Here is a 25,256-nt window from a genome sequence, read left to right on the forward strand (position 1 = left end):
ATGGACGCCCAACCCCTGTACGACCTCGCGCCGGTGGCGCGCCTGATGCTTCTGGGCGTGGTGATCGCGCTCGGGCCGCTGGCCTGGGTGTGGCTGCGCAACCGCCATGCGCCGCCCGCGCACCGCTTGCGGGTGCTCACGCTCATCACGCTGTTCCTCACCTTCGACCTCGTGCTGTTCGGTGCCTTCACGCGCCTCACCGACTCCGGCCTGGGCTGTCCCGATTGGCCAGGTTGCTACGGCAGCGTAAGCCCGGTGGGCGCGAGCACCTCGATCGCGGCCGCGCAGGAAGCCATGCCGCACGGCCCGGTCACCTTCTCCAAGGCCTGGATCGAGATGATCCACCGCTACCTCGCCACCGCCGTGGGCGTGCTGATCCTGGTGCTCTCCATGGTCAGCTGGGTCGAGCGCAGGCGCCTGAGCGTGTCCTACGTGTGGCCGCTGGTCACGCTGGTGTGGGTCTGCCTGCAGGGCGCGTTCGGCGCGTTGACCGTGACCATGAAGCTGTTCCCCGCCATCGTCACGCTGCACCTGCTCGGCGGCCTCGGTCTGCTCGCGCTGTTGCGCGCGCAGTCGGTGGGCTACGCGCTGGCCGAGCCGGGCCACGCCGGGCCCGTGCCGCTGCCGGGCCGCCTGCGCTGGGCGCTGGGCGCGGTGTTCGTGTTGCTGTGGCTGCAGATCGCCCTCGGTGGCTGGGTCAGCACCAATTACGCCGTGCTGGTGTGCGGCGAGTTCCCCACCTGCCAGGGCAGCTGGTGGCCGGCGATGAACTTCCGCGAGGGCTTCACGCTCTGGCGCGAGCTGGGCCAGAACCACACCGGCGAACTCATTACCTTCCCCGCGCTGACCGCCATCCACTACGTGCACCGCCTCATGGCCTACCTCGTGCTGGCCGCCATGCTCTGGCTGGGCTGGCGCCTGTGGTCGGTGGACGGCATGCGACCCGCCGCGCGCGCGCTGCTCCTGCTGGCCGCCTGGCAGTTCGCCAGCGGCCTGACCAACGTGGTGCTCGACTGGCCGCTGCTGGCCGCCGTGGGCCACACCGGCGGCGCGGCCGCGCTGGTGATCGTGCTCACCGGCGCGCTCTGCGGCACGCGCCGCGCCAGCCAGCGCGATGCCGCTTCGTCCGCCACTTCCCTGCACCTGTCCACACCGATCCGATGAGCACCGCGCCCACCCCTCCTATTGCCGCCGCGCTGCCCTCGGTCTGGCGCCAGTACCACGCGCTGACCAAGCCGCGCGTGATCCAGCTCATCGTGTTCTGCGCCCTCATCGGCATGGTGCTGGCCGTTCCCGGCGCGCCCACTTGGGCCCAGGTGCGGCTCGCGGCCATCGCCTGCTTCGGCATCTGGCTGGTGGCAGGTGCCGCCGCGGCCTTCAACTGCGTGGTCGAGCAGCACATCGACGCGAAGATGAAGCGCACCGCCTGGCGCCCCACCGCCAAGGGCCAGCTCACCAACGGCAAGACACTCACCTTCTCGGCCGTGTTGTGCGTCGCCGGTTCGGCCGTGCTCTACCTCTGGGTCAACCCGCTGACCATGTGGCTCACCTTCGCCACCTTCGTGGGTTACGCGGTGGTCTACACCGTGATCCTCAAGCCGCTCACGCCGCAGAACATCGTGATCGGTGGCGCCTCGGGCGCCATGCCGCCGGTGCTGGGCTGGGCCGCGATGACCGGCGTGGTGTCGCCCGAGGCGCTGATCCTGTTCCTCATCATCTTCCTCTGGACACCGCCGCACTTCTGGGCGCTGGCCCTGTACCGGGTGGAGGACTACCGCAAGTCCGGCCTGCCCATGCTGCCGGTCACGCACGGCTCCGAGTTCACGCGCCTGCAGATCCTGCTCTACACCTTCGTGCTGTTCGCCGCCTGCCTCATGCCTTTCGTGATGCGCATGAGCGGCTGGATCTACCTCGTGGTCGCAGTGGTGCTGAGCATCGGTTTCTGCGGCTATGCCTTCGCGCTCTGGCGCAACTACTCCGATGCGCTCGCGCGCAAAACCTTCCGTTTCTCCCTCATTCATCTCGCGGTGCTCTTCGCCGCGCTGCTGATCGATCACTATGTCTGAGTCCCGAGCCATGAACCGTCGACAACTTCTCGCCCTGAGCCTGGGCACCGTGGCCCTCACCGCCTGCAGCGACAAGGCCGACGCGCCGGCCGCGTTCACCGGCATCGACATCACCGGCGCCGACTACGCCACCGGTTTCTCGCTCACCGACCACAACGGCCAGCCGCGCACCCTCGCCGATTTCAAGGGCAAGGCGGTCGTGATCTTCTTCGGCTTCACCCAGTGCCCCGACGTCTGCCCCACCTCCATGACCGAGCTGGCCGAGGCCAGGCGCCTGCTCGGCGCCGACGGTGAGCGCCTGCAAGGCCTGTTCGTCAGCGTGGACCCGGAGCGCGACACGCCCGAGGTCATGAAGCAGGTACGCTGCCAGCTTCGACCCGAGCTTCCTCGCCCTCTACGCGGCCCCCGGCGAACTGCCCGCGCTGGCCAAGAGCTACAAGATCTACTACAAGAAAGTCGAAGGCCCCACGCCCACGAGCTACACCATGGACCACTCGGCCGGCAGCTACGTGTACGACCCGCAGGGCCGCATCCGCCTGTACAACCGCTACGGCAGCGGCGCGGCCGCGCTGGCGGGCGATCTGAAGAAGCTGCTCGCGGGCGCCTAAGATCGGCCTAAGCCAAGCCCCGCACCATGGACGCGGGGCGCCCCGCCGGGGTGTTCGACAACCCACGGACCTGGAGAGTGCATTGCCATGAGGCTGTTGCTGGTCGAAGACGACACCATGATTGGCGAAGCGGTGCTGGACCTGCTGCGGGCGGAGCACTACGCGGTCGACTGGGTGCGCGACGGCGAGATGGCCGCCACGGCGGCGCAGGCCGAGAGCTACGACCTCATCCTGCTCGACCTCGGCCTGCCGCGCCGCGACGGCCTGGAGGTGCTGCGCGAACTGCGGGCCCGCAAGAACCGCGTGCCGGTGCTCATCGCCACCGCGCGCGACTCGGTGCAGCAGCGCGTGCAGGGCCTGGACGCCGGTGCCGACGACTACATCCTCAAGCCCTACGACCTCGACGAGCTGCTCGCGCGCATCCGCGCGCTGCTGCGCCGCGCCTCGGGGCGGGCCGAGCCGGTCTACGAGCACCTGGGCGTGAGCATCAACACCGCCACGCGCGAGGTGACGGCGCAGGGCGAGCCGGTGGTGCTCTCGGCGCGCGAATGGGCCGTGCTCGAACCGCTGATCGCGCGGCCCGGCCGCGTGCTCTCGCGCGCGCAGCTGGAGGAAAAGCTCTATGGCTGGAAGGACGACGTGAGCAGCAACGCGGTCGAGGTCTACATCCACGGCGTGCGCAAGAAGCTCGGCGCCGGCCTGATCCAGAACGTGCGCGGCGTGGGCTACATGGTGCCCAAGGCATGAACCTTCAGCGCCTGGCCGACGCATTCGCTGCGCGCGCGCCTGATCGGCCTGCTGCTGCTGGCCATCGTGCTCGCGGCGGGCCTGCAGGTGGCGGTGGTGTACCGCCAGGCGCGCGCCGAGGCCGACGGCATCTTCGACTACCACATGGAGCAGATGGCGCAGGCCCTGCGCGCCGGTGTGATGCCCCCGGGTCTGCCCGCGCCGCCGGGCGACGACCCACCGCTGCCGGCCGAGGCGTTCGACTTCTTCGTGCAGGTCTGGACGCAGGAAGGTCTGCGCGTGTTCCAGTCCGGCACGGGCGCGGCGCTGCCGCAGCGCGCGGTGCTGGGCTTCTCCAACATCGAGGTCGACGGCAAGCCCTACCGTGTCTACTCCATGCAGTCGCGCACGCAGGTGATCCAGGTGGCGCAGGACCTGCGGCCGCGCCAGACCATGGCGCGCGCGCTGGCCTGGCGCACCGTGCTGCCCATCGCCTGGATGGCACCGCTGCTGATGCTGGTGGCCTGGGCGGTGGTGAGCGCCTCGCTCGCGCCCGTGGCCCGGGTGCGGCGCCAGGTGGCCGCGCGCGAGGCCGATGAGCTGGCCGAGGTGAGCGAAGCCGGCCTGCCCGACGAGATCCGCCCGCTGGTGCACGAGCTCAACCTGCTGTTCGGCCGCGTGCGCCAGGCCTTCGACGCGCAGAAGAACTTCGTGGCCGAGGCCGCGCACGAGCTGCGTTCACCACTGGCCGCGCTGCGCCTGCAGGTGCAGGGCCTGCAGCGCGCGCCCGACGACGCCACGCGCCAACTGGCGACGGAGCGCCTGCTGGCCGGCATCGACCGCGCCACGCGGCTGGTGGAGCAGCTGCTGGTGCTCGCGCGCCAGCAGGCCCAGCCCTCCAGCGGTGAGCCGGCGCAGCCCGTGTCGCTGGCCGAACTCGCGGCCCAGGTGGTGGCCGACGCGGCGCCGCTGGCGGCCACGCGCCGCATCGACCTCGGCCTGGGCGAGGCCGACAAAGGGCCGGTGAACGGCCACGCCGAGCCCCTGCGCATCCTGCTCGGCAACCTGGTGGACAACGCGCTGAAGTACACGCCCGAAGGCGGCACGGTGGACGTGGCGGTGCGGCGCGACCAAGACCAGCTGGTGCTGCTGGTGGAAGACAGCGGCCCCGGCATCCCCGAGGCCGACCGTGCGCGCGTGCTCGACCGCTTCTACCGCGTGCCGGGCTCGACCGCCACCGGCAGCGGGTTGGGTCTGGCGATCGCGAACGCCATCGCGCAACTGCACGGCACCGCGCTGGCGCTGGACCGCTCGCCCCGCCTCGGCGGCCTGCGCATCGCGGTGCGGCTGCCTTTAAGAACCGTCTAACTCTGAGGGCCCATATTCAAGGACATGTTCAACCTGTCCTTGCTGAAGGAGCTCTCATGAAAACCTTGTCTCTCACCGCGACGCGCCTGGTGCTGTCCCTGGCGGCCGCGGGCATCGTCGGCGGCGCCAGCGTGGGGCTGGTCTCCGGTACCCATGCCACGGCGGCCACACCGGTCGTCACCCAGTCCGCGCCCCTGGTGACGGCCGCCGCCGTGCCCGACTTCTCGCAGATCGCGCAGCGCCACGGCGCGGCCGTGGTCAACATCAGCGTGATCGGCAAGGCCGGCGCGGAAGACGGCCAGCAGGCGCAGAACCGCCTGCCGCCCGGTATCGACCCCAACGACCCCTTCTTCGAATTCTTCAAGCGCTTCCAGGGCCCCGGCCAGGGTGGTGCGCCCGAAGCGCCCTCGCGCGGCCAGGGCTCGGGCTTCATCATCAGCGCCGATGGCCTGGTGCTGACCAACGCCCACGTGGTGCGCAACGCGCAGCGCGTCACCGTCAAGCTCACCGACCGCCGCGAGTTCGTGGCGAAGGTGCTGGGCTCGGACCCCAAGACCGACGTGGCGGTGCTGCGCATCGACGCCAAGGACCTGCCCGTGGTGCCCCTGGGCAGCACCAAGGACCTGAAGGTGGGCGAGTGGGTGCTGGCCATCGGCGCGCCGTTCGGCTTCGAGAACAGCGTGACCGCCGGCGTGGTCAGCGCCAAGGGCCGCTCGCTGCCCGACGACAGCTTCGTGCCCTTCATCCAGACCGACGTGGCGGTGAACCCGGGCAACTCGGGCGGCCCGCTGTTCAATGCGCGCGGCGAGGTGGTGGGCATCAACTCGCAGATCTACAGCCACACCGGCGGTTACCAAGGCCTGTCGTTCGCGATCCCCATGGAGACCGCGCTCAAGGTCAAAGACCAGATCGTGGCCCACGGCAAGGCCAGCCACGCGCGCCTGGGCGTCTCGGTGCAGGAGGTGAACCAGACCCTGGCCGAGTCCTTCCAGCTCGACAAGCCCGAAGGCGCGCTGGTCTCCAGCGTGGAGCCGGGCAGCCCGGCCGCCAAGGCCGGCCTGCAGGTGGGCGACGTGATCCGCCAGATGGAAGGCCAGCCCATCGTGAGTTCGGGCGACCTGCCGGCCCTGATTGGCCAGGCCCTGCCCGGCGAAAAGGTGAAGCTGGACGTGTGGCGCCAGGGCAAGCCGGTGAGCTTGACGGCGCAACTGGGCGACGCCGCGGCCAAGGCCGTGAAGACGGCCGGCGATGAAAAGGCGGCCGACCAGGGCCGCCTGGGCTTGGCGCTGCGCCCGCTGGCGCCGCAGGAGAAGCGCGAAGTCGGGTGGACGGTGGCCTCGTGGTCGAAGACGCCCAGGGTCCGGCGGCGCTGGCCGGCGTGCAGCCCGGCGACGTGCTGCTCGCGGTCAACGGCGCCAAGGTGCAGAGCGTGGAGCAGGTGCGCGCCATGCTGGGCAAGTCCACCAAGTCGCTGGCGCTGCTGATCCAGCGCGACGGCAGCCAGATCTTCGTGCCGGTTCCACTGGGCTGAGCGCTTCAACTTTGATGGCAACGGCACCTTCGGGTGCCGTTTTTCATGGGGAGGTGGCACCCGCAGGACAGGGGTCAAAAGGGGAAAACGTCTATGATCCCTGGCTCTTTCGCCGTGGCCGCCGGGCCGCCGGCCTGCCGTTCCCACATCCCATGTCCGCACCTACCGACCCCCCACGCGACGCGCGCGCCGACGACGCCGATGCCGCCACGCCCGCCAACCCGGACGATGAAAACACCCGGGTGCCGCTGCGCATCGAAGACTGGCTGACCGTCATCTCGATGGCGCTGCTGGCCCTGATCACCTTCGGCAACGTGATCGCGCGCTACTTCACCGACCAGTCCTTCGCCTGGACCGAAGAGTTCTCGATCTTCCTCATGATCGTGCTCACGCTGGTGGCGAGTTCGGCCGCGGTGGCGCGGCACCGCCACATCCGCATCGAGTTCTTCGCCGACGCCGGCTCCCCGCGCCGGCGCCACCTGCTGGCGCTGTGGGGCGCGATGGCCATGGTGCTGCTGTTCCTGCTGATGGCGGGCCTGAGCGTGCGCATGGTCTGGGACCACTACATCTACGAGGAAGTCTCGCCGGGCCTGGGCCTGCCGCAGTGGTGGTACTCGATGTGGCTGCCCATCCTCTCGCTGGCGATCGCGCTGCGCGCGCTGGGCCGCTTCAACCGCCTGCGCCGCGCCGGAGAACAGCCATGATCGCCGCGCTGCTCTTCCTGCTCTTCCTCGGCGCCATGTTCGCCGGCGTGCCCATCGCTGCGGCCCTGGGCCTGGCCGGCGCCGCCGCCATCGCCATGGCCGACTTCAACACCCAGTGGTTCGGCCTGCTGGCCGTGCCGCAGAACTTCTACGCCGGCCTGGGCAAGTACCCGCTGCTGGCCATTCCCATGTTCGTGCTGGTCGGCTCCATCTTCGACCGCTCGGGCGTGGCGCTGCGGCTGGTGAACTTCGCGGTCGCGATCGTCGGGCGCGGCCCGGGCATGCTGCCGCTGGTGGCGATCGTGGTGGCGATGTTCCTCGGCGGCATCTCGGGCTCGGGTCCGGCCAACGCGGCGGCGGTGGGTGGCGTGATGATCGCGGCCATGGCGCGCGCGGGGTACCCGGGTTCGTTCTCGGCCAGCGTGGTCGGCGCGGCCGCCGCCACCGACATCCTGATCCCGCCCTCGGTGGCCTTCATCATCTACTCGGTGCTGGTGCCTGGCGCCTCGGTGCCCGCGCTGTTCGCCGCCGGCATGGTGCCCGGCGTGCTGGCCGGCATCGCGCTGATCGTGCCGGCCGTGTGGCTGGCGCGCAAACACAAGATGGGCGCGCTCGAAGCCGCCATGCCACGCCCGCCGTTCTGGAAGAGCCTGCGCGAAGCCCTGTGGGGCCTGGCCGCGCCGGTGCTGATCCTGGGCGGCATGCGCGCGGGCTGGTTCACGCCGACCGAAGCGGCCGTGGTCGCGGTGTTCTACGGCCTGTTCGTGGGCATGGTGATCCACCGCACGATCCAGGTGCGCGACCTGTTCCCCATCCTGCGCGAAGCGGGTGAGCTCTCCGGCATCATCCTGCTGGTGGTCTCGCTGGCGGGCATCTTCGCGTTCTCGCTGTCCACGCTGGGCGTGATCGACCCGGTGCGCAACGCCATCGTGAACTCGGGCCTGGGCGAGTACGGTGTGCTCTCGCTGCTGATCCTGCTGCTCATCACCGTGGGCATGTTCCTCGACGGCATCTCGATCTTCCTGATCTTCGTGCCGCTGCTCATGCCCATCATGGAGCACTACCAATGGGATCCGGTGTGGTTCGGCGTGATCCTCACGCTCAAGGTCGCGCTGGGCCAGTTCACGCCGCCGCTGGCCGTGAACCTCATGGTCTCGTGCCGCATCGCCGGGGTGCGCATGGAGTCCACCATCCGCTGGGTCGGGCCCATGCTGCTGGCCATGTTCCTCGTCATGGTGCTGGTGATCGCCTTCCCGCAGCTCGCGCTGTGGCTGCCTGCCCGACTGGGCTATTGATTTTCCATTTCAACCAAGGAGACAAACTCATGAAACTGCGCACCTTCCTGACCACCACGCTGGCCGCCGCCGCGCTGGCCGTGACCACGCAGGGCTTTGCCCAGAGCACCAGCGCCTACAAGGCCGAGTACCGCATGTCGCTGGTGCTGGGCACGGCCTTCCCCTGGGGCAAGAGCGGTGAGATCTGGTCCAACCTCGTGCGCGAGCGCACCCAGGGCCGCATCAACATCAAGCTGTACCCCGGCGTGTCGCTGCTGCAAGGCGACCAGACGCGCGAGTTCAGTGGCCTGCGCCAGGGCGTGATCGACCTCGCCGTAGGCTCGACCATCAACTGGTCGCCCCAGGTGCGCCAGCTCAACCTGTTCTCCATGCCCTTCCTGATGCCCGACTTCGCGGCCATCGACGCGCTCACCACCGGCGAAGTGGGCACGCAGCTGTTCAAGGACATCGAAAAGGCCGGCGCCGTGCCGCTGGCCTGGGGCGAGAACGGCTACCGCGAGATCTCCAACTCGAAGCACGCCATCAAGACCCCGGCCGACCTCAAGGGCCTGAAGATCCGCGTGGTGGGTTCGCCGCTGTTCCTGGACACCTTCACCGCGCTGGGCGCCAACCCCACGCAGATGAGCTGGGCCGACGCCCAGCCCGCCATGGCCAGCCGCGCCGTGGATGGCCAGGAGAACCCGCTGTCGGTGTTCCTCGCCGCCAAGCTGCCCACCGTGGAGCAGAAGCACCTCACGCTCTGGGGCTACGTGGCCGATCCGCTGATCTTCGTGGTGAACAAGGACATCTGGGCCAGCTGGACCGAGGCCGACCGCGCCATCGTCAAGCAGGCCGCCATCGACGCCGGCAAGGAAGGCAAGGCGCTGGCCCGCAAGGGCCTGGTCGAGCCGGGCAAGCCGCTGATCAAGCAGCTCAGCGACATGGGCGTGACCGTGACCGAGCTGACGCCGGAGCAGCGCGCTGAGTTCGTCAAGGTGACGCGCCCGGTCTACGACAAGTGGAAGAACCAGATCGGTGCCGACCTCGTGACCAAGGCCGAGAAGGCTGTCGCCGCGCGCAAGTAAGGGCGCCGCGCGTCCAACGAAAAAACCCCGCTTCGGCGGGGCTTTTTCGTTGTGAACGTGATGGGGGTCAGTCCACGGTCGCGCCCGAGATCTTCACCATGCGCTGGTACTTCGCGCGCTCGTTCTTCATGAACTCGTCGAACTGCTCGGGCGTGCTGGGTGCGGGCTCGGCCAGCAGCTGGGCGAAGCGCGTCTTCACCTCGGCCGAGTTCAGCGCGGCGTTGAAGGCGGTGTTGAGCTTGCGCACCGTCTCGGCCGGCGTGCCGGCCGGGGCGATCAGGCCCCACCAGGTGTCGATCTCGAAGCCGGGCAGGGTGGCGGCCACGGTGGGCACATCGGGCATCACGCTGCTGCGCTGAGCCGTGGTCACGGCCAGGGCCTTGAGCTTGCCCGAGCGGATGTTGGCCGCGGCGGTGGCGAGGTTGTCGATGTTGAAGTCGACCTGGCCCGACAGCAGGCCCAGCTGCGCCGGGTTGCCGCCGTTGTAGGGGATGTGCACGGCGTAGATGCCGGCCTGGTTCTTCAGCAGCTCGCCCGCGAGGTGGCCGGCGCTGCCGTTGCCGCCCGAGCCGTAGTTGAGCTTGCCGGGGTTGGCCTTGCCGTAGGCGATCAGGTCGGCGACCGAGTGGATGTTCAGGCGCGTGGCGGTCTCGGCGTTCATCACCAGCACGTTGGGCACGCGCAGCATCTGCGTGATGGCGGCGAAGTCCTTGGCCGGGTCGTAGGGCAGCTGCTTGAACAGCCAGGGGTTGATGCCGTGCGAGGCCGTGGTGGCGATGCCCAGCGTGAGGCCGTCGGCCGGCGCCTTGGCCACCGCGCTCACGCCGATGTTGCCGCCCGCGCCGGGCCGGTTCTCCACGATCACCGTGCCCAGCGTTCCCTTGACCGCTTCGGCCACGATGCGCGCCGTCACGTCGATCGGGCCGCCCGCCGCGAAGGGCACCACGATGCGCGTGGTGTTGGCGGCCTGCGCCGAGGCGAACCCCGGCAGGGCGAGGCTGGCCGAAGCCAGGGCGGAGCGGGTGATCAGTTGGCGGCGGTTCAGCATGGTTGTCTCCTATGAGTGAACGGGTGCACAGTCAGAAGCGCCGCGGAACCGGCTCTGCCGGGCCGCTGGCGCTGCCCCCTAGAGGGGGGATGCGGCTACACGCAGTGAGCAAGCGACGGGGGTGGGTCACAGTTTGTCGGCGGCGCTGGTGAACGAGTCGGCGAAGAAGGCCTCGTCGGGCAGGCCGGCCTGGGCGACGTAGTCGCGGTGGGCCGACTCGACCACGATGGGCGCGCCGCAGGCGTACACCTCGTGGCCCGAGAGGTCGGGGAAGTCCTGCAGCACGGCCTGGTGCACGAAGCCGGTGCGGCCGGTCCAGGCATCCTCGGGCAGGGCGTCGGACACCACGGGCACGTAGCGCAGGTTGGGCATCTCGGCCAGGCGCGCCTCGATCCAGGCGCTCTGGTACAGGTCGGCCGGGCGGCGGCCGCCCCAGTACAGCGTGGCGGGGCGGGTGATGCCCTTGAACTGCATGTGCTCGATCACCGCCTTGATAGGCGCGAAGCCCGTGCCCGAGGCGAGGAACACGAGAGGCTTGTCGCTGTCCTCGCGCAGGAAGAAGCTGCCGTAGGGCCCTTCGATGCGCAGGATGTCCTTTTCCTTCATGGCGCCGAACACGTGGTCGGTGAACTTGCCGCCGGGCATGTGGCGCAGGTGCAGTTCCAGCGCGGGCGCCGTGGCCTGCGTGTGCGGTGCGTTGGCGATGGAGTAGCTGCGGCGGTCGCCGTCGCGCAGCAGGAACTCGACGTACTGGCCCGCGTGGTACTGGAAGGCGTCGCTCGCCGGCAGCTGCAGGCGCAGCACGATCACGTCGTGCGAGGCGCGCTCCAGGGTGCTCACGCGCACCGGCATCTTCTTGATCGGGAAGGCGCCCGCCTCGGTGACCTGGCGCGATTCGAGCACCACGTCGCTGTGGGCCACGCCGCAGCAGGTGAGCACGTAGCCGGCGGCTTCCTCGTCGGCGCTCAGCGCCTTGGGCTGGTGGTGGCGATGCGTCACGCTGCCCGAGACCAGCTTGCACTTGCAGGAACCGCAGGCGCCGTCCTTGCAGCCGTAGGGCAGGCCGATGCCCTGGCGGATGCCGGCGGCGAGCATGGACTCGTCGGGCTCGGCGGTGAAGGTGCGCCCACTGGGCTCGACGGTGATGGTGAATGTCATACTGGCACGTGTTGGAACGGGAAAGGCCGACGGGGGCGACCCCCCGTGTGGCAACCCGCCATTGTCTCAAATCCGGATTTCGCATGAGCCTTCTCGGCGCTTTGCCCGCACGCTTCCGGCGTGAACGGGTTCTCATCGTGGGTTGTGGCGACGTGGGCCAGCGCGCAGCGCGCGTGCTGGGCGGCGGTGCCCGCGCGCGCCTGCTGGCCCTCACCTCCAGCGCCGCGCGCGGCCCCGAGCTGCGGGCCCTGGGCATCACCCCGCTGCAGGGCAACCTGGACGACCCGCGCAGCCTGCGCCGCCTGGCCGGCCTGCGCAGCGCGCGTGCTGCACCTGGCGCCGCCACCCTCGGAAGAGCTGGCCGACTGGCGGCTGGACCCGCGCACCCGCGCGCTCACCCGGGTCCTGGCGCAGCGTTCGCTGCCCGCCTCGGTGGTCTACGGGTCGACCACCGGCGTCTACGGCGACGGCCAGGGCCGCTGGATGGACGAAGCCTCGCCCGCGAACCCCAAGACGCCGCGCGCCTGGCGCCGGGTGGACGCCGAGGCCGCCGTGCACTGGCTGGGCCGCGCCACCGGCGTGCGCACCACGGTGCTGCGCATTCCCGGCATCTACGCGCCTGACCGGGCCGGTGGCACGCCGCGCGAGCGCCTGCTGCGCGGCACGCCGGTGCTGCGCGCCGAGGACGACGTGTACACCAACCACATCCACGCCGACGACCTGGCGCGCGCCTGCGTGCTCGCGCTCTGGCGCGGTCGGCCGCAGCGCAACCTGAACGTGGTGGACGACACCGAACTCAAGATGGGCGACTACTTCGACCTCGCGGCCGATCTGTACGGCCTGCCCCGGCCGCCGCGCCTGGCGCGCGAGGGCGCGGGCGACCAGCTGCCACTGGTGCTGCTGAGTTTCATGAGCGAGTCGCGCCGGCTGCGCAACCAGCGCCTCAAGGGCGAGCTGGGCCTGCGCCTGCGCTACCCCACGGTGGCGCAGGGCCTGGCCTGAGCGGCGGGCAACAAAAAAGCCGTGCGGCTTGCCTGCACGGCTTGGGATTGTGTCGTGGTGCCCGGGGTCGGAATCGAACCGACACTCCTTTCGGAACCGGATTTTGAGTCCGGCGCGTCTACCAATTTCACCACCCGGGCTGCCAGAAGGGAGACTCGAAATTATGGCACAGTGGTGGGATGAACTACCCGACGATTGAAGACGCCATCGGCAACACGCCGCTGGTGGCGCTGCAGCGCATTGGCGCGGCGGCCAACCAGGCGCGAGGCAACGTGATCCTGGGCAAGCTGGAGGGCAACAACCCCGCCGGTTCCGTGAAAGACCGGCCCGCCGTTTCGATGATCAAGCGCGCCGAGGAACGGGGCGACATCAAGCCCGGCGACACCCTGATCGAAGCCACGTCGGGCAACACCGGCATCGCCCTGGCCATGGCCGCGGCCATCAAGGGTTACCGCATGGTGCTGATCATGCCGGAGGACCTGTCCATCGAGCGCGCCCAGACCATGAAGGCCTTCGGCGCCGAGCTGATCCTCACCTCCAAGAGCGGCGGCATGGAATCCGCGCGCGACCTGGCCGAGAAGATGCAGGCCGATGGCAAGGGCCGCGTGCTCGACCAGTTCGCCAACGCCGACAACCCGCGCATCCACTACGAAACCACCGGCCCCGAGATCTGGGCCCAGACCGGCGGGCGCATCACCCATTTCGTGAGCGCGATGGGCACCACCGGCACCATCACCGGCGTGTCGCGTTTTCTGAAGGAAAAGAACCCGGCCGTGCGCATCATCGGCGCCCAGCCCAGCGAGGGCTCGCGCATCCCGGGCATCCGCAAGTGGCCCACCGAGTACCTGCCCAAGATCTACGACCCGAGCACGGTGGACGAGCTGGTGTACGTGGGCCAGGGCGACGCCGAGGCCATGTGCCGCCAGCTGGCGCGCGAAGAGGGCATCTTCGGCGGCATCTCGGCGGCGGGCGCCTGCTGGGTGGCGCAGCAGATCGCCAGCCAGGTCGAGAACGCCACCATCGTCTTCGTGGTCTGCGACCGGGGCGACCGCTACCTCTCCACCGGCGTTTTTCCGGCCTGAGCGCCAGCGGCCGACCATGAGCACCGAATTCCGGTTCTGCCCCGTGTGCGCCACGCCGCTGGCGCTGATCGGCATGGAGGAAGACGGCGGCTTCACCCAGCGGCTGCGCTGTCCGGCCTGCGGCTTCACCCACTGGAACAACCCGACGCCGGTGCTCGCGGCCATCGTGGAGATGGACGGGCTCATCCTGCTGGCGCGCAACGCGGCCTGGCCGGGCAAGATGTTCGGCCTCATCACCGGCTTCATGGAGGCCGGTGAGACGCCCGAAGAGGGCATCCGGCGTGAGATCGCCGAGGAAACCTCGCTGGAGGTGGATGCGCTGGAGCTGGTGGGCGTGCACGATTTCCAGCGCATGAACCAGGTCATCATCACCTACCACGCGCGCGCGCACGGCGAGGTGCGGCTCTCGCCCGAGCTGGTCGACTACAAGCTGATGCGGCCCGAACAGGTGCGCTGCTGGCGGGCCGGCACCGGGCTGGCCCTGGCGCAATGGCTGCGCCAACAGGGGCACGAGCCCGTCTTCATGGAAGATTTGTCACAGAAACCCGCCGCGGGTCCGGCCGACGGCGCCGGCTAGCGTGCTTTGGGCCCCGCACGGGGGCCGCCGCGCGCTGTGGGCCGCTTAGAATGTTGACAACCCAGGAATACCCCCCACCCCATGACTGCCGACAAAGAACTCGATGCCCGCGGCTTGAACTGCCCCTTGCCCATCCTCAAAGCGAAGAAGGCATTGGCCGACATGCTCAGCGGCCAGACGCTCAAGGTGATCTCCACCGACGCGGGTTCGGTGCGCGATTTCCAGGCCTTTGCCAAACAGACGGGCAACCTGCTGATGCAGCAGGAGACGGTGGGCGGCGACCACATCACCCTGCTCAAGCGCCGCTGAGCACAGGCAGGCGCGATCAGGTTTCTTCATCCTCCACACCGCCCTGCCCACACCATGGAAGTTCTGCTGCTTGATCCGCTCGTGCCCGAGGCGCTGGCCTGGTTGCAGGAACGCCATGAGGTGAGTTTCCGGCCCGAGCTGGCCGACGATCCCGCCGAGCTGCGCAAGAGCACCTACAAGACCCGCGCCATCGTGCTGCCGCCGCACGTGGTGGTCTCCAGCGAATTCCTGGATTTCGCGCCCAAGCTCGAGATCGTGGCGCGCATGCAGATCTCCAGCGACAACACCGATCTCAACGCCTGCGCGCGGCGCAACGTGCGCGTGCTGCAGGCGCGCAGCGCCACGGTGCGCTCGAACGCCGAGTACCTGCTGTACGGCCTGCTGATGCTGTACCGCCGGGGCATGGTCAGCGCGTTGCTGGGGCGCAAGATCGCCCAGGTGCGCATGGGCCGCGAACTCTCGGGCAGCACCGTCGGACTGCTGGGCCTGGCACCGGTGGCGCACACGCTGGCGCCCATGCTGCGCAGCCTGGGCGTGCGCCTGCTGGGCTACGACCCGGCCGTGCACCACGCCGCCGACATCTGGGACAAGCTCAAGGTCGAACCCGTGTCGCTGCAGGAACTGCTGGCCCATTCGGACGCGATCTCGCTGCAGATGGTCTACGCCTCGCGTTTCCGGGGCTGGATCAACGAGCGCATGCTCAACCACTGCAAGCCCGGCCAGCTCTGGGTGGGCGTGAGCCGCAGCTCGCTGTTCGATGCCGAGGCCCTGGCCCTGGCGCTGTGCGACGGCCGCATCGACGCCTGTCTGCTCGATGGCGCCAACCCGCAGTTCGCGGCCGAAGGCACGCCGCTGCACGGCATTCCCAATCTGCACCTCACGCCGCGCCTGGGTTCGCACACCCGTGAGGCCAAGCTGCGCGCCAGCTGGTACGTGGCGCACCGTATGCACGAGACCCTGTCGCCGGAGTCCGCGCAGCACAACGAGAACCGGGTGAGCGACTTCTCGGCGCTCGACAACGTCGACTACCAGGACACGACGAGCGATCCGCAGGCGGTGTCACCGTCGCAGTGGAGTTCGATCGCGATGCATCGGGGTTGACCCCCCGCCGCGCTTCGCGCGTCCCCCTGGCAGGGGGGCGGCACCAGCGGCCCGGCAAAGCCGGTTCCGCGGTGCCTCTTGACCCGATACCTCAGGCGCCCAAACGGGCCAGTTGCTCGCGCACCTTGTCCAGCGTGGCGCTGAAGTCGCCCACGCGTTTCTTCTCCTGCTCGATCACGGCCGGTGGTGCCTTGGCCACGAAGGCTTCGTTCGAGAGTTTGCCGTTGGCCTTGGTGATCTCGCCTTCCAGGCGGGCCGCTTCCTTGCCCAGGCGGGCCTTCTCGGCGGCGACGTCGATCTCCATGAACAGGCACATGCGCGCCTCGCCCACCACGGCCACGGGCGCGGCCTGCGCGGCGGCGGCCCAGGCGGCCTCGTCTTCGAACACGCGCACCTCGTTGAGCTTGGCCAGGGCCTGCAGCACCGGGCCGGCGGCCTGCATGAAGGCGGTATCGCCCAGCACGTAGAGCGGCAGGCGCGTGGCGGGTGACACGTTCATCTCGCCGCGCAGCGTGCGGCAGGCGTCGACCAGGGCCTTGAGCTTGACCACGTGCGCGATGGCGGCCTCGTCGATCTTGGCCGGCTGGCTCTCGGGGTAGCGCGCGATGCTCACCGACGCGCCGGGCAGGCCGGCCACGGGCGCGACCTTCTGCCAAAGTTCTTCGGTGATGAAGGGGATGATCGGGTGCGCCAGGCGCAGGATGGCTTCGAGCGTGCGGATCAGCGTGCGCCGCGTGGCGCGCTGCTGCGAGGCATCGCCAGTCTGGATCTGCACCTTGGCGATCTCCAGGTACCAGTCGCAGAACTCGTTCCAGACGAAGTCGTAGATCGCGTTGGCGACGTTGTCGAGCCGGTACTCGGCAAAGCCCTTGGCGACCTCGGCCTCCACCTTCTGCAGCACCGAGCTGATCCAGCGGTCGGCCTGGCTGAAGCTCAGGTAGCCGTGGAAGGGCTGGCCCACGGCGCATTCGGCCTTGGTGTGTTCCTGCAGGCCGCAGTCGTGGCCTTCGCAGTTCATCAGCGTGAAGCGCGTGGCGTTCCAGAGCTTGTTGCAGAAGTTGCGGTAGCCCTCGCAGCGCTTGCTGTCGAAGTTGATGCTGCGGCCCAGCGAGGCCAGCGCCGCGAAGGTGAAGCGCAGCGCGTCCGCGCCGTAGGCGGGAATGCCGTCGGGGAATTCCTTCTCGGTCTGCTTGCGCACCTTGGGCGCGGTCTCGGGCTTGCGCAGGCCGGTGGTGCGTTTCTCGAGCAGGGGCGCGAGCGCGACGCCGTCGATCAGGTCCACCGGGTCGAGCACGTTGCCTTCGCTCTTGCTCATCTTCTGGCCCTGCGCGTCGCGCACCAGGCCGTGGATGTAGACGTGCTTGAACGGCACGCGGCCGGTGAAGTGCGTGGTCATCATGATCATCCGGGCGACCCAGAAGAAGATGATGTCGTAGCCCGTCACCAGCACGGTGCTGGGCAGGTAGAGGTTGTAGTCCTCGGTCGCGCCGTCCTTCTGGTTCGGCCAGCCCATGGTGCTGAAGGGCACCAGGGCCGAGGAGTACCAGGTGTCGAGCACGTCCGGGTCGCGCGTGAGCGTGCGGCCCGGGGCCTTGGCCTGGGCCTCGGCTTCGTTGCGCGCCACGATCACGTTGCCGGCCTCGTCGTACCAGGCCGGAATCTGATGGCCCCACCAGAGCTGGCGGCTGATGCACCAGTCCTGGATGTTGTTCATCCACTGGTTGTAGGTGTTGACCCAGTTCTCCGGCACGAAGCTGACCTCGCCCGAGGCGACGGCGTCGATCGCCTTCTGCGCGATGCTCTTGCCGGTGGGATCGGATTCGCTCACCTTGGACATGGCGACGAACCACTGGTCCGTCAGCATGGGCTCGATCACCTGGCCGGTGCGCGCGCAGCGCGGCACCATGAGCTTGTGCTTCTTGGTTTCCACCAGCAGGCCGGCGGCTTCCAGGTCGGCCACCACGGCCTTGCGGGCCACGAAGCGGTCCATGCCACGGTACTTGGCCGGGGCGTTCTCGTTGATGGCCGCATCCAGCGTGAGCACACCGATCAGGGGCAGGCCATGGCGCTGGCCGACGGCGTAGTCGTTGTTGTCGTGCGCGGGCGTGACCTTGACCACGCCGGTGCCGAACTCGCGGTCCACGTAGGCGTCGGCGATCACCGGGATCTCGCGGTCGCACAGCGGCAGCTTCACCGTCTTGCCGATCAGGGCGGTGTAGCGCTCGTCTTCCGGGTGCACCATCACGGCCACGTCGCCCAGCATGGTCTCGGGGCGGGTGGTGGCGCACGGTGAGCGAACCGCTGCCGTCGCTCAGCGGGTAGGCGATGTGCCAGAGGAAACCGTCTTCCTCCTCGCTCTCCACCTCCAGGTCGGAGACGGCGGTCTTGAGCACCGGGTCCCAGTTCACCAGGCGCTTGCCGCGGTAGATCAGGCCCTGTTCGTACAGGCGCACGAAGGTCTCGGTAACGACCGTGCTGAGCTTGTCGTCCATGGTGAAGTACTCGCGGCCCCAGTCCACGCTGTCGCCCATGCGGCGCATCTGGGTGGTGATGGTGTTGCCGCTGTGCTCCTTCCACTCCCAGACCTTGGCGACGAAGTTCTTGCGCGCTTCGGCCGGGGTCGGGCCCATGTCGTGGCGGCTGATGCCCTGGGCCTGCAGCTGGCGCTCCACCACGATCTGGGTGGCGATGCCGGCGTGGTCGGTGCCGGGCACCCAGACCGTGTTCGCGCCCGCCATGCGGTGGTAGCGCGTGAGGCTGTCCATGATGGTCTGGTTGAACGCGTGGCCCATGTGCAGGGTGCCGGTCACGTTCGGCGGCGGCAGCTGGATCGCGAACGAAGGCGCGCCGGCCTCCGGTACTCCCGTGCCCCGGAAGCCGGCGGCGCCGTAGCCGCGCTGTTCCCACTCGGGGCCCCAGCGGGCTTCGAGCGGAGCGGGTTCGAACGATTTCGCCAGGGATTGCAGGCCAGGCTGGTTCAGGGTGTCGGTCATGGGCGCGCCAAAAATGAAAACGGCATCCCGCAGGATGCCGTCTGGGAGAGCAGGGGGACCCTGATTTTAGCTAGGCGTTCTCTTCGCTGCTTCGATGCAGGCTTTCAGCACCTTCGCATCGCCGATCTGGTTGGCCAGCAGCAGGATCAGGCGGGCGTTGAGCAGTTCGGCGTCTTCGCGGCTGAGGCCGGCGTGGGCGTCCAGCAGCTGTTCGTAGAACGCGTCCGCGTCCTGGAAATGCAGGTCTTGTCTCATGGGGTTTTGTCTCCGCGCAGGCCAAGGGAACGCTCGATGGCCGTGACCAGCCGGGCGTTGATGGTTTCGCCGGTGGCGGCGAGGTAGCCGTCGGGGCGCACCAGCGCCCAGGCGTGGCCGAACACATGGCAGGCCCCCTGCAGGTGGCCCTTGGGGTCGCGCACGTGTTCCAGGGCCTGGGCGGGCACGCCGTCGGTGCCGAGCACCTGCACGCTGCGCACCGGCGCGTCCAGGCAGAGTCGGCGCAGGCGCTGCAGCGCGGCGGGCGCGAGGTCGCCGAACACCAGCACCAGCAGATCGCCCTGGGCCCAGTTCAGCAGGTCGTTGACCTGGCCGGGGGTGCCGTCGGCCCATTGGAAAGGCACGTTCTGCACCGACTGGCCGGCCGCGCTGCCGGTTGCGTAGGTGCACGCGCTGGACTGGCTGTAGGGGTTGCGCCACGGCCATGCGCCCGGTGTTGATGAGGCTGCGCGCGAACGGGTACTGCTTGGCCAGGCTGATGGCGGCCTGGCGGAACAGGCGCTCGCTGCCGTCGGCCGGGCGCAGGAAGCGCGCGGTGCGGTTGGTCACGCACACGTTCTGCTGCGCGGCTTCCAGGCGCTCGTCCTGGTAGCTCTGCAGCAGGGCCGCGTCGGCCTTGCCGCGCAGCACGGCGGCGAGTTTCCAGGCCAGGTTGTCGGCGTCGGCCACGCCGGTGTTGCCGCCGCGCGCGCCGAAGGGGCTGACCACCTTGGCCGAGTCGCCCATGAGGAAGACGCGCCCATGGCGCATGGCGTGCACGCACTCGCTGCGGTAGGCGTAGGGGCCGACCCAGACGATCTCCACGCCCACGTCGGGCCCGAACTGGCGCGCCAGGCGCTCGCGCACCACGTCTTCGCGGCTCACGTAGGCGGGGTCGGCGTTGGGGGCCATCTGGTAGTCGATGCGCCAGACGTCGTCGGCCATGAGGTGTTGCCAGACGGCGCGGTTCTCGTTGAACGGTGCTTCGATCCAGGTGTGGCGTTCGGCCGGCGGGTGGGTGGTGAAGCGCACGTCGGCGATGCACCAGCGGTCGTCGCCCCGGCGCGAGTCGAAGGGGACGTTGAGCCATTTGCGCAGCGGGCTGTTGGAGCCGGTGGCGTCGATGACGTGGTCGGCTTCGATGCGGTAGCTGCCGGCGGGCGTTTCCACGGTGAGGGTGGCGGCGTCGGCGGTTTGCTCGAAGGCGGTGAGGCGGTTCTGCCAGCGCAGTTCGACGGCGCCAAGTTCCTGCACGCGGTCGACGAGGAAGGCTTCGATGTAGAACTGCTGGATGTTGATGAAGGGCGGCTGGCTGGAGAGGTGGAAGTTGCCTTGTTGGCGCAGGTCGAAGTTGTAGACCTCGTCGTCGCCGGCGAAGGTGCGGCCGACGCTCCACTGGGTGCCTTTGGCGGCGATGCGTTCGAAGATGCCCAGGCGCTGGAAGATTTCGAGCGATTTCTGGGTGTAGCAGATGCCGCGCGAGGAGGCGCCTTTGACGCCGACGGTGTTGTCTTCGTCGATGAGCACGGCTTTCACGCCCAGGCGGGCGAGGGAGCAGGCGAGGGTGAGGCCGGTGATGCCGCCGCCCACGATGACGATGGGGTGGCGGACCCGGGCTTCGCTGTTCAGTTCGGGTGGGGGCACGAATTCGTATTCGGGCAGCACGTAGCCCGCACCGCTGGTGAATTCGTAGTTGTTGGTGTGGGCTGTCTCGCGGTATGTCGTCAGTGACATGTATCGCTCCTTGTTTGGGTTGTCTTCATGTCTTCTTGTCTCTTTCGATGACCTCGCGGGCCCGGCGACGCCCGGCACTCTGCTCCGCGGGTGTCCCCCGGCGGCTGGTGCCGCCTCCTCCTTTACCCCGCTGCGCAGAGCACCGGGCATCACCGCGCCAGAGTGACCGTTGAGTGCCCGCAGTTGTTGGTGCGCACGGAGGTCGGCGAAGGGTGGGTGAGGGGCGCAGCGAAGTAAAGGAGGAGAACCGGCGAAGCCGGTTCGGGGGACATGAGCGGAGCCCCTCGCCCACCCTTCGCCGACCGGACCCGGCCAACGCCAAAGCCAAAACCCTCAGGCCTTGACGCGCGCAACCACCTCCGGCCGGTCGTTCTGCTGCGGCTTCAGCGGCGCGGCGGATTTGCCCTCGGCGCGTTCCTTGCGCCACTGCTCCTTGCGCGCCGTCCACTCGGCCAGGCGCGCATGCGCGGTCTTGCTCTCCTTGAGCATCTCGAACTCGTCGGCCAGCTGCGCCGTGAGTTCCAGGCGGATGCCGTTCGGGTCGAAGAAGTAGATGCTCTTGAAGATGTGGTGGTCCGTCACCCCCAGCACCTCGATGCCGCCGGCTTCCAGGCGCGCCTTGGTGTTCTCCAGCTCCTCCACCGTGTCCACGCGGAAACTGATGTGGTTCACCCACTTCGGCGTGTTCGGGCTGGGCAGCGCGGCCTCGTCGTCGCCCAGGTCGAAGAAGGCGATGAAGGAACCGTCCTGCAGCCGGAAGAAGAAGTGCGTGTACGGGCAGTACTCGCCCGTGCTCGGCACATGGTCGCTCTGGATGATGTGGTACAGCGGCAGGCCCAGAATGTCCTCGTAGAACCGGCGCGTTTCCTCGGCGTCCTTCGCACGGTACGCATAGTGGTGCAGCTGCTGGATCGGCGCGGGCGGGGGCAGGGTGGCGGTGGTCGGCATGTCGGTCTCCTGGATGGGCGAAAGCGGGGCCTGTGATTCACCATTATGCAACGCATTTCTCTTATCGTAATTCAATAGGCCTGCGGCGCACTCCAGTTTGATGCTTTCGACCGAGGGTGTCGATCCTGTTGAGCGCCGATATCAACGCCCGTTCACGGATAGGCGAGGGCAATTCCCCGCATAGCCCAGAACTATTGGACGCTGGCTGACCGGCGGGCGTATGTTGCGGAGGTCCTGTCAGGTTCGGCGCCTGTTGTCCGGGCCTCATGGGCGTTTCTTCCACCCACGCAAGCAAGGAGATACCACATGCCCGCATTGAAAGGCTCGAAAACCGAGCAGTGCCTGAAAGACGCCTTCGCCGGCGAATCCCAGGCCAATCGCCGCTACCTGTACTTCGCGAACAAGGCCGACGTGGAAGGCCAGAACGACGTGGCGGCCCTGTTCCGCTCGACCGCCGAAGGTGAAACCGGCCACGCGCACGGCCACCTGGAGTTCCTGGAGCAATCGGGCGACCCGGCCACCGGCCTGCCGATCGGCTCCACCCGCAACAACCTCGCCTCCGCCGTGGCCGGCGAAACCCACGAGTACACCGACATGTACCCGGGCATCGCCAAGACCGCGCGCGAGGAAGGCTTCGACGAAGTGGCCGACTGGTTCGAGACCCTGGCCAAGGCCGAGCGCTCGCACGCCAACCGCTATCAAAAGGCCCTGAACGAACTCGTGGACTGAGCAAGCCCCCATTCCCTCGCTGTGCCACCGGCACAGCGTTTTTGAAAGGGCTTGGCCGAGCCCTTTCAAAAACCCACGAAACGACTCGCACCAGACGAGGAGACATCCCCATGGCCACAGAAGGCAATCTGCAGGCACCGACGCGGCACGCGCTCGACTGGAAGAACCCCGACTTCCACGACGAGGACAAGTGCCTGCACGAGATGGAGCGCATCTTCGACATCTGCCACGGCTGCCGGCGCTGCGTGAGCCTGTGCGGCTCCTTCCCCACGCTGTTCGACCTGGTCGACGAGAGCAGCACCATGGAGGTGGATGGCGTGGCCAAGGCGGACTACTGGAAGGTGGTCGACCAGTGCTACATGTGCGACCTCTGCTACATGACCAAGTGCCCCTACACACCGCCGCACGAATGGAACCTGGATTTTCCGCACACCATGCTGCGCGCCAAGGCGATCCAGTTCAAGAAGGGCGAGGTGGGCCTGGCCGAGCGTTTCCTCGCCTCCACCGACGTGCACGGCCAGTTCGCCGGCATTCCGATCGTGGTGCAGGTGCGCAACGCGGTGAACCGCACCAGGACCGCGCGCGGCCTGATGGAGCGCGTGGCCGGCGTCGACCAGGACGCCTGGCTGCCCGAACTCGCGACGAAGAAGTTCCGCTCGGGCGCGCCCGAAGCCAACGCCTCGAAGGTGGTCGATGGGGAGAAGACACCGGGCAAGGTCGCGATCTTCGCCACCTGCTACATCAACTACAACGAGCCCGGCATCGGCTTGGACCTGCTCAAGATCCTCGACCACAACGGCATTCCCTACACCCTGGTCGAGAAGGAAAAATGCTGCGGCATGCCCAAGCTGGAGCTGGGCGACCTGGACTCGGTGCAGCGAAGCAAGGAGGCCAACATCCCGGTGCTCGCGAAGTACGCGAAGGACGGCTACGCGATCCTCGCGGCCGTGCCCAGCTGCGCGCTGATGTTCAAGCAGGAAATCCCGCTGATGTTCCCCGACGATGCCGACACCCAGCTCGTGAAGGAGAGCGTGTGGGACCCGTTCGAGTACCTGATGGCGCGCAAGCGCGACGGCCTGCTCAAGACCGAGTTCCCGCAAGCGCTGGGCAACGTGAGCTACCAGATCCCCTGCCACGGCCGGGTGCAGAACATCGGCCGCAAGACCGAGGAGATGCTGAAGATGGTGCCCGGGACCACGGTGAACACCATCGAGCGCTGCTCCGGCCACGCCGGTACCTTCGGCGTGAAGAAGGCGCACCACCAGCAGGCCATGAAGATCGGCAAACCGGTGTTCAAGGCCATGGCCACCATGAAGGACGGCGCGAAGCCCGACGTCATCAGCTCGGACTGCCCGCTCGGTGGTCACCACATCGCGCAGGGCTTCGAGGTCAACGGCCTGGGTGCGCCGGAACTGCTGCACCCGCTGAGCCTGGTGGCCCGGGCCTATGGCCTGAAGTAAGAAAGCAAGGAGCACCCACCATGCAACTCACCGGCCGCATCACCGCCGACTCCCTCATGAGCCTGGAGGCCTACACCAAGTGGCGCAAGGTGCACAAGCCCGAGATCATGGCGCACCGCCGGCTGCGCAGCGTGCAGCTGGGCGAACACCTGCACCTGCAGTTCGAGTGCGAGACCACCATGCGCTACCAGATCCAGGAGATGCTGCGCATCGAGAAGATCTTCGAGGAGGAGGGCATCCAGCAGGAGATCGATGCCTACGCGCCGCTGGTGCCCGATGGCACGAACTGGAAGGCCACGATGATGATCGAGTACATCGACATCAACGAGCGCAAGCGCGAACTCGCGCGGCTCATCGGGGTGGAAGACCGCATGTTCGTCGAGGTCGAGGGCCATGCCCGTGTGTACGCCATCGCCGACGAGGACCTGGACCGCGAGAACGACGAAAAGACCTCGGCCGTGCACTTCGTGCGCTTCGAGCTCACGGCCCCGATGCGCGCGGCGGTGCTGGCCGGCGCGGCCGTCAAGCTGGGTTGCGACCACACCCACTACCCGGCGCACCTGCAAGTGCCCCCGGAAACGCTGGCGTCTCTCGCCGGTGACCTGAAGTAACACGGCCCGTTGGGGATAATCAGGGCTTCCCCCGGGAAGCCTTGCCGCTTCCGTGTTCGCCTCCCTCTGCGGCCCTGCCCGCCTCCAGCCCGACATGCTCTTCCTGATCTCGCCCGCCAAGGCGCTCGACTACGAGACGCCCCCGCACGTGCCCACCCACACCCAGCCGCTGTTCGTGAAACACTCGACCGAACTCATCGAGGTGCTGCGCGAAAAAACGCCGTTGCAGATCGGCGAGCTCATGGACCTGTCGGACGCGCTCTCGGGCCTGAACGTCGCGCGCTACCAGGCCTGGCGCCCGAAATTCACCGCGAAGAACGCCAAGCAGGCCGTGCTCGCCTTCGACGGCGACGTGTACGGCGGGCTGGACGCGAAGACCCTGGGCGAGGCCGAACTCGACTGGCTGCAGCAGCACCTGTGCATCCTCAGCGGCCTGTACGGCGTGCTGCGCCCGCTCGACTGGATGCAGCCCTACCGGCTGGAGATGGGCACGCGCCTGAAGACGGCCCGGGGCAAGAACCTCTACGAGTTCTGGGGCCGCCAGATCGCCGAGTACCTCAACCAGCGCGCCAAGGCCGACCTGAGCCCGGTGGTGATCAACCTCGCCAGCGAGGAGTACTTCAAGGCCGTGGACCGCAAGGCCCTGCTGCCGCGTGTGGTCACCTGCGCCTTCGAGGAGCGCAAGGCCGATGGCTATAAGGTCATCAGCTTCATGGCCAAACGCGCGCGCGGCCTGATGGTGCGGTACGCTGTGACGCACCGGGCCACCACGCCCGAACAGCTCAAGGGCTTCGACCTTGAGGGTTACCGTTTCGTGCCCGCCGCGTCCTTGCCCGACCGGCTGGTGTTCCGCCGCGAACAGAAGGCCTGACCGCCTCGACACACAC

The 25,256-nt window shown here is 68.4% G+C and carries 19 protein-coding genes, 1 tRNA gene and 4 pseudogenes; 18 read left to right on the top strand and 6 right to left on the bottom strand.

Translation table 11 applies throughout. From position 1 onward, the window contains the following. From ACFJGX_RS10300 to ACFJGX_RS10340, 9 genes and pseudogenes are all read left to right on the top strand, one after another. Positions 1-1,164: a heme A synthase gene (locus ACFJGX_RS10300; protein WP_382321544.1), complete on the top strand. Its 1,164-nt coding sequence runs from the start codon at positions 1-3 to the stop codon at positions 1,162-1,164. Further along, positions 1,161-2,066, top strand: a complete 906-nt coding sequence (cyoE, locus tag ACFJGX_RS10305; protein WP_382321542.1) for a heme o synthase — start codon at positions 1,161-1,163, stop codon at positions 2,064-2,066. The genes ACFJGX_RS10300 and cyoE overlap by 4 nt, the downstream gene beginning before the upstream one ends. A gap of 10 nt (positions 2,067-2,076) precedes the next feature. Continuing rightward, positions 2,077-2,674: pseudogene (locus ACFJGX_RS10310) on the top strand (SCO family protein). Positions 2,675-2,761: 87 nt separating this feature from the next. Beyond that, positions 2,762-3,421, top strand: a complete 660-nt coding sequence (locus ACFJGX_RS10315; protein WP_291121563.1) for a response regulator transcription factor — start codon at positions 2,762-2,764, stop codon at positions 3,419-3,421. Positions 3,422-3,484: 63 nt separating this feature from the next. Continuing rightward, complete coding sequence (locus ACFJGX_RS10320; protein ID WP_382325709.1) at positions 3,485-4,768, top strand: ATP-binding protein; 1,284 nt, start codon at positions 3,485-3,487, stop codon at positions 4,766-4,768. Positions 4,769-4,824: 56 nt separating this feature from the next. Further along, a pseudogene (locus ACFJGX_RS10325) lies at positions 4,825-6,299 on the top strand (DegQ family serine endoprotease). Positions 6,300-6,451: 152 nt separating this feature from the next. Then, the gene (locus ACFJGX_RS10330) at positions 6,452-7,003 is read left to right on the top strand and encodes a TRAP transporter small permease (RefSeq protein WP_382321537.1); all 552 of its coding nucleotides are present in this window, start codon (positions 6,452-6,454) and stop codon (positions 7,001-7,003) included. After that, positions 7,000-8,298, top strand: coding sequence for a TRAP transporter large permease (locus ACFJGX_RS10335; RefSeq protein WP_382328343.1), 1,299 nt, complete (start codon positions 7,000-7,002; stop codon positions 8,296-8,298). The genes ACFJGX_RS10330 and ACFJGX_RS10335 overlap by 4 nt, the downstream gene beginning before the upstream one ends. A gap of 29 nt (positions 8,299-8,327) precedes the next feature. Beyond that, positions 8,328-9,362, top strand: a complete 1,035-nt coding sequence (locus tag ACFJGX_RS10340; RefSeq protein WP_382321535.1) for a DctP family TRAP transporter solute-binding subunit — start codon at positions 8,328-8,330, stop codon at positions 9,360-9,362. A 67-nt stretch (positions 9,363-9,429) separates the two neighbouring features. Here ACFJGX_RS10340 and ACFJGX_RS10345 read toward each other — a convergent pair whose 3' ends face one another. Both ACFJGX_RS10345 and ACFJGX_RS10350 read right to left on the bottom strand, forming a co-directional pair. After that, the gene (locus ACFJGX_RS10345) at positions 9,430-10,410 is read right to left on the bottom strand and encodes a tripartite tricarboxylate transporter substrate binding protein (RefSeq protein WP_382321533.1); all 981 of its coding nucleotides are present in this window, start codon (positions 10,408-10,410) and stop codon (positions 9,430-9,432) included. Positions 10,411-10,536: 126 nt separating this feature from the next. Continuing rightward, positions 10,537-11,568: a CDP-6-deoxy-delta-3,4-glucoseen reductase gene (locus tag ACFJGX_RS10350; protein ID WP_382328345.1), complete on the bottom strand. Its 1,032-nt coding sequence runs from the start codon at positions 11,566-11,568 to the stop codon at positions 10,537-10,539. Positions 11,569-11,651: 83 nt separating this feature from the next. On the opposite strand from ACFJGX_RS10350, the pseudogene ACFJGX_RS10355 reads away from it, so the two are divergent. Continuing rightward, positions 11,652-12,570, top strand: a pseudogene (locus ACFJGX_RS10355) (SDR family oxidoreductase). 55 nt (positions 12,571-12,625) lie between these two features. Here the strand turns inward: ACFJGX_RS10355 and ACFJGX_RS10360 are convergent. After that, positions 12,626-12,710, bottom strand: a tRNA-Leu gene (locus ACFJGX_RS10360). 39 nt (positions 12,711-12,749) lie between these two features. On the opposite strand from ACFJGX_RS10360, the gene cysM reads away from it, so the two are divergent. From cysM to ACFJGX_RS10380, 4 genes are all read left to right on the top strand, one after another. After that, a complete protein-coding gene (gene cysM / locus ACFJGX_RS10365; RefSeq protein WP_382154980.1) occupies positions 12,750-13,652 on the top strand; it encodes a cysteine synthase CysM in 903 nt (300 codons plus the stop codon). A gap of 16 nt (positions 13,653-13,668) precedes the next feature. Further along, the gene (locus ACFJGX_RS10370; RefSeq protein ID WP_382321529.1) at positions 13,669-14,229 is read left to right on the top strand and encodes an NUDIX domain-containing protein; all 561 of its coding nucleotides are present in this window, start codon (positions 13,669-13,671) and stop codon (positions 14,227-14,229) included. 81 nt (positions 14,230-14,310) lie between these two features. Continuing rightward, positions 14,311-14,538: a sulfurtransferase TusA family protein gene (locus ACFJGX_RS10375; protein WP_382154986.1), complete on the top strand. Its 228-nt coding sequence runs from the start codon at positions 14,311-14,313 to the stop codon at positions 14,536-14,538. A gap of 54 nt (positions 14,539-14,592) precedes the next feature. Then, positions 14,593-15,639 (top strand): D-isomer specific 2-hydroxyacid dehydrogenase family protein, encoded by a 1,047-nt coding sequence (locus tag ACFJGX_RS10380; RefSeq protein WP_291121549.1) that lies wholly within the window; start codon positions 14,593-14,595, stop codon positions 15,637-15,639. Positions 15,640-15,730: 91 nt separating this feature from the next. Here ACFJGX_RS10380 and ACFJGX_RS10385 read toward each other — a convergent pair. From ACFJGX_RS10385 to ACFJGX_RS10395, 3 genes and pseudogenes are all read right to left on the bottom strand, one after another. Continuing rightward, positions 15,731-18,632, bottom strand: a pseudogene (locus tag ACFJGX_RS10385) (valine--tRNA ligase). A 66-nt stretch (positions 18,633-18,698) separates the two neighbouring features. Next, the gene (locus ACFJGX_RS10390; RefSeq protein ID WP_382328347.1) at positions 18,699-20,621 is read right to left on the bottom strand and encodes an FAD-dependent oxidoreductase; all 1,923 of its coding nucleotides are present in this window, start codon (positions 20,619-20,621) and stop codon (positions 18,699-18,701) included. A gap of 333 nt (positions 20,622-20,954) precedes the next feature. Continuing rightward, a complete protein-coding gene (locus ACFJGX_RS10395; protein WP_382154998.1) occupies positions 20,955-21,569 on the bottom strand; it encodes a VOC family protein in 615 nt (204 codons plus the stop codon). A gap of 306 nt (positions 21,570-21,875) precedes the next feature. Between ACFJGX_RS10395 and ACFJGX_RS10400 the strand changes: the two genes are divergently transcribed. The 4 genes from ACFJGX_RS10400 (at position 21,876) to yaaA (ending at position 25,240) form a co-directional block, all read left to right on the top strand. Beyond that, on the top strand, positions 21,876-22,298 hold the full coding sequence (locus ACFJGX_RS10400) for a rubrerythrin family protein (protein WP_382321521.1): 423 nt from the start codon (positions 21,876-21,878) through the stop codon (positions 22,296-22,298). A 110-nt stretch (positions 22,299-22,408) separates the two neighbouring features. Continuing rightward, entirely contained in the window at positions 22,409-23,758 is a 1,350-nt protein-coding gene (locus ACFJGX_RS10405; protein WP_382328349.1) for a (Fe-S)-binding protein, read from the top strand. Between the two features lie 20 nt (positions 23,759-23,778). Beyond that, entirely contained in the window at positions 23,779-24,369 is a 591-nt protein-coding gene (locus ACFJGX_RS10410; protein WP_382321519.1) for a DUF3501 family protein, read from the top strand. Between the two features lie 94 nt (positions 24,370-24,463). Next, on the top strand, positions 24,464-25,240 hold the full coding sequence (yaaA, locus tag ACFJGX_RS10415) for a peroxide stress protein YaaA (protein ID WP_382325707.1): 777 nt from the start codon (positions 24,464-24,466) through the stop codon (positions 25,238-25,240). The last annotated feature ends 16 nt before the right edge of the window (positions 25,241-25,256 follow it).

The organism is Hydrogenophaga sp. UC242_50 (assembly GCF_042697355.1).
Taxonomy (GTDB): Bacteria; Pseudomonadota; Gammaproteobacteria; order Burkholderiales; family Burkholderiaceae_C; genus Hydrogenophaga.

Excerpts from the sequence above, each read along its gene's own strand:
- ACFJGX_RS10300 (WP_382321544.1), top strand. The coding sequence starts at position 1 with ATGGACGCCCAACCCCTGTACGACCTCGCGCCGGTGGCGCGCCTGATG.
- cyoE (WP_382321542.1), top strand. The coding sequence starts at position 1,161 with ATGAGCACCGCGCCCACCCCTCCTATTGCCGCCGCGCTGCCCTCGGTC.
- ACFJGX_RS10315 (WP_291121563.1), top strand. The coding sequence starts at position 2,762 with ATGAGGCTGTTGCTGGTCGAAGACGACACCATGATTGGCGAAGCGGTG.
- ACFJGX_RS10330 (WP_382321537.1), top strand. The coding sequence starts at position 6,452 with ATGTCCGCACCTACCGACCCCCCACGCGACGCGCGCGCCGACGACGCC.
- ACFJGX_RS10335 (WP_382328343.1), top strand. The coding sequence starts at position 7,000 with ATGATCGCCGCGCTGCTCTTCCTGCTCTTCCTCGGCGCCATGTTCGCC.
- ACFJGX_RS10340 (WP_382321535.1), top strand. The coding sequence starts at position 8,328 with ATGAAACTGCGCACCTTCCTGACCACCACGCTGGCCGCCGCCGCGCTG.
- ACFJGX_RS10345 (WP_382321533.1), bottom strand. The coding sequence starts at position 10,410 with ATGCTGAACCGCCGCCAACTGATCACCCGCTCCGCCCTGGCTTCGGCC.
- ACFJGX_RS10350 (WP_382328345.1), bottom strand. The coding sequence starts at position 11,568 with ATGACATTCACCATCACCGTCGAGCCCAGTGGGCGCACCTTCACCGCC.
- cysM (WP_382154980.1), top strand. The coding sequence starts at position 12,750 with ATGAACTACCCGACGATTGAAGACGCCATCGGCAACACGCCGCTGGTG.
- ACFJGX_RS10370 (WP_382321529.1), top strand. The coding sequence starts at position 13,669 with ATGAGCACCGAATTCCGGTTCTGCCCCGTGTGCGCCACGCCGCTGGCG.
- ACFJGX_RS10375 (WP_382154986.1), top strand. The coding sequence starts at position 14,311 with ATGACTGCCGACAAAGAACTCGATGCCCGCGGCTTGAACTGCCCCTTG.
- ACFJGX_RS10380 (WP_291121549.1), top strand. The coding sequence starts at position 14,593 with ATGGAAGTTCTGCTGCTTGATCCGCTCGTGCCCGAGGCGCTGGCCTGG.
- ACFJGX_RS10390 (WP_382328347.1), bottom strand. The coding sequence starts at position 20,621 with ATGTCACTGACGACATACCGCGAGACAGCCCACACCAACAACTACGAA.
- ACFJGX_RS10395 (WP_382154998.1), bottom strand. The coding sequence starts at position 21,569 with ATGCCGACCACCGCCACCCTGCCCCCGCCCGCGCCGATCCAGCAGCTG.
- ACFJGX_RS10400 (WP_382321521.1), top strand. The coding sequence starts at position 21,876 with ATGCCCGCATTGAAAGGCTCGAAAACCGAGCAGTGCCTGAAAGACGCC.
- ACFJGX_RS10405 (WP_382328349.1), top strand. The coding sequence starts at position 22,409 with ATGGCCACAGAAGGCAATCTGCAGGCACCGACGCGGCACGCGCTCGAC.
- ACFJGX_RS10410 (WP_382321519.1), top strand. The coding sequence starts at position 23,779 with ATGCAACTCACCGGCCGCATCACCGCCGACTCCCTCATGAGCCTGGAG.
- yaaA (WP_382325707.1), top strand. The coding sequence starts at position 24,464 with ATGCTCTTCCTGATCTCGCCCGCCAAGGCGCTCGACTACGAGACGCCC.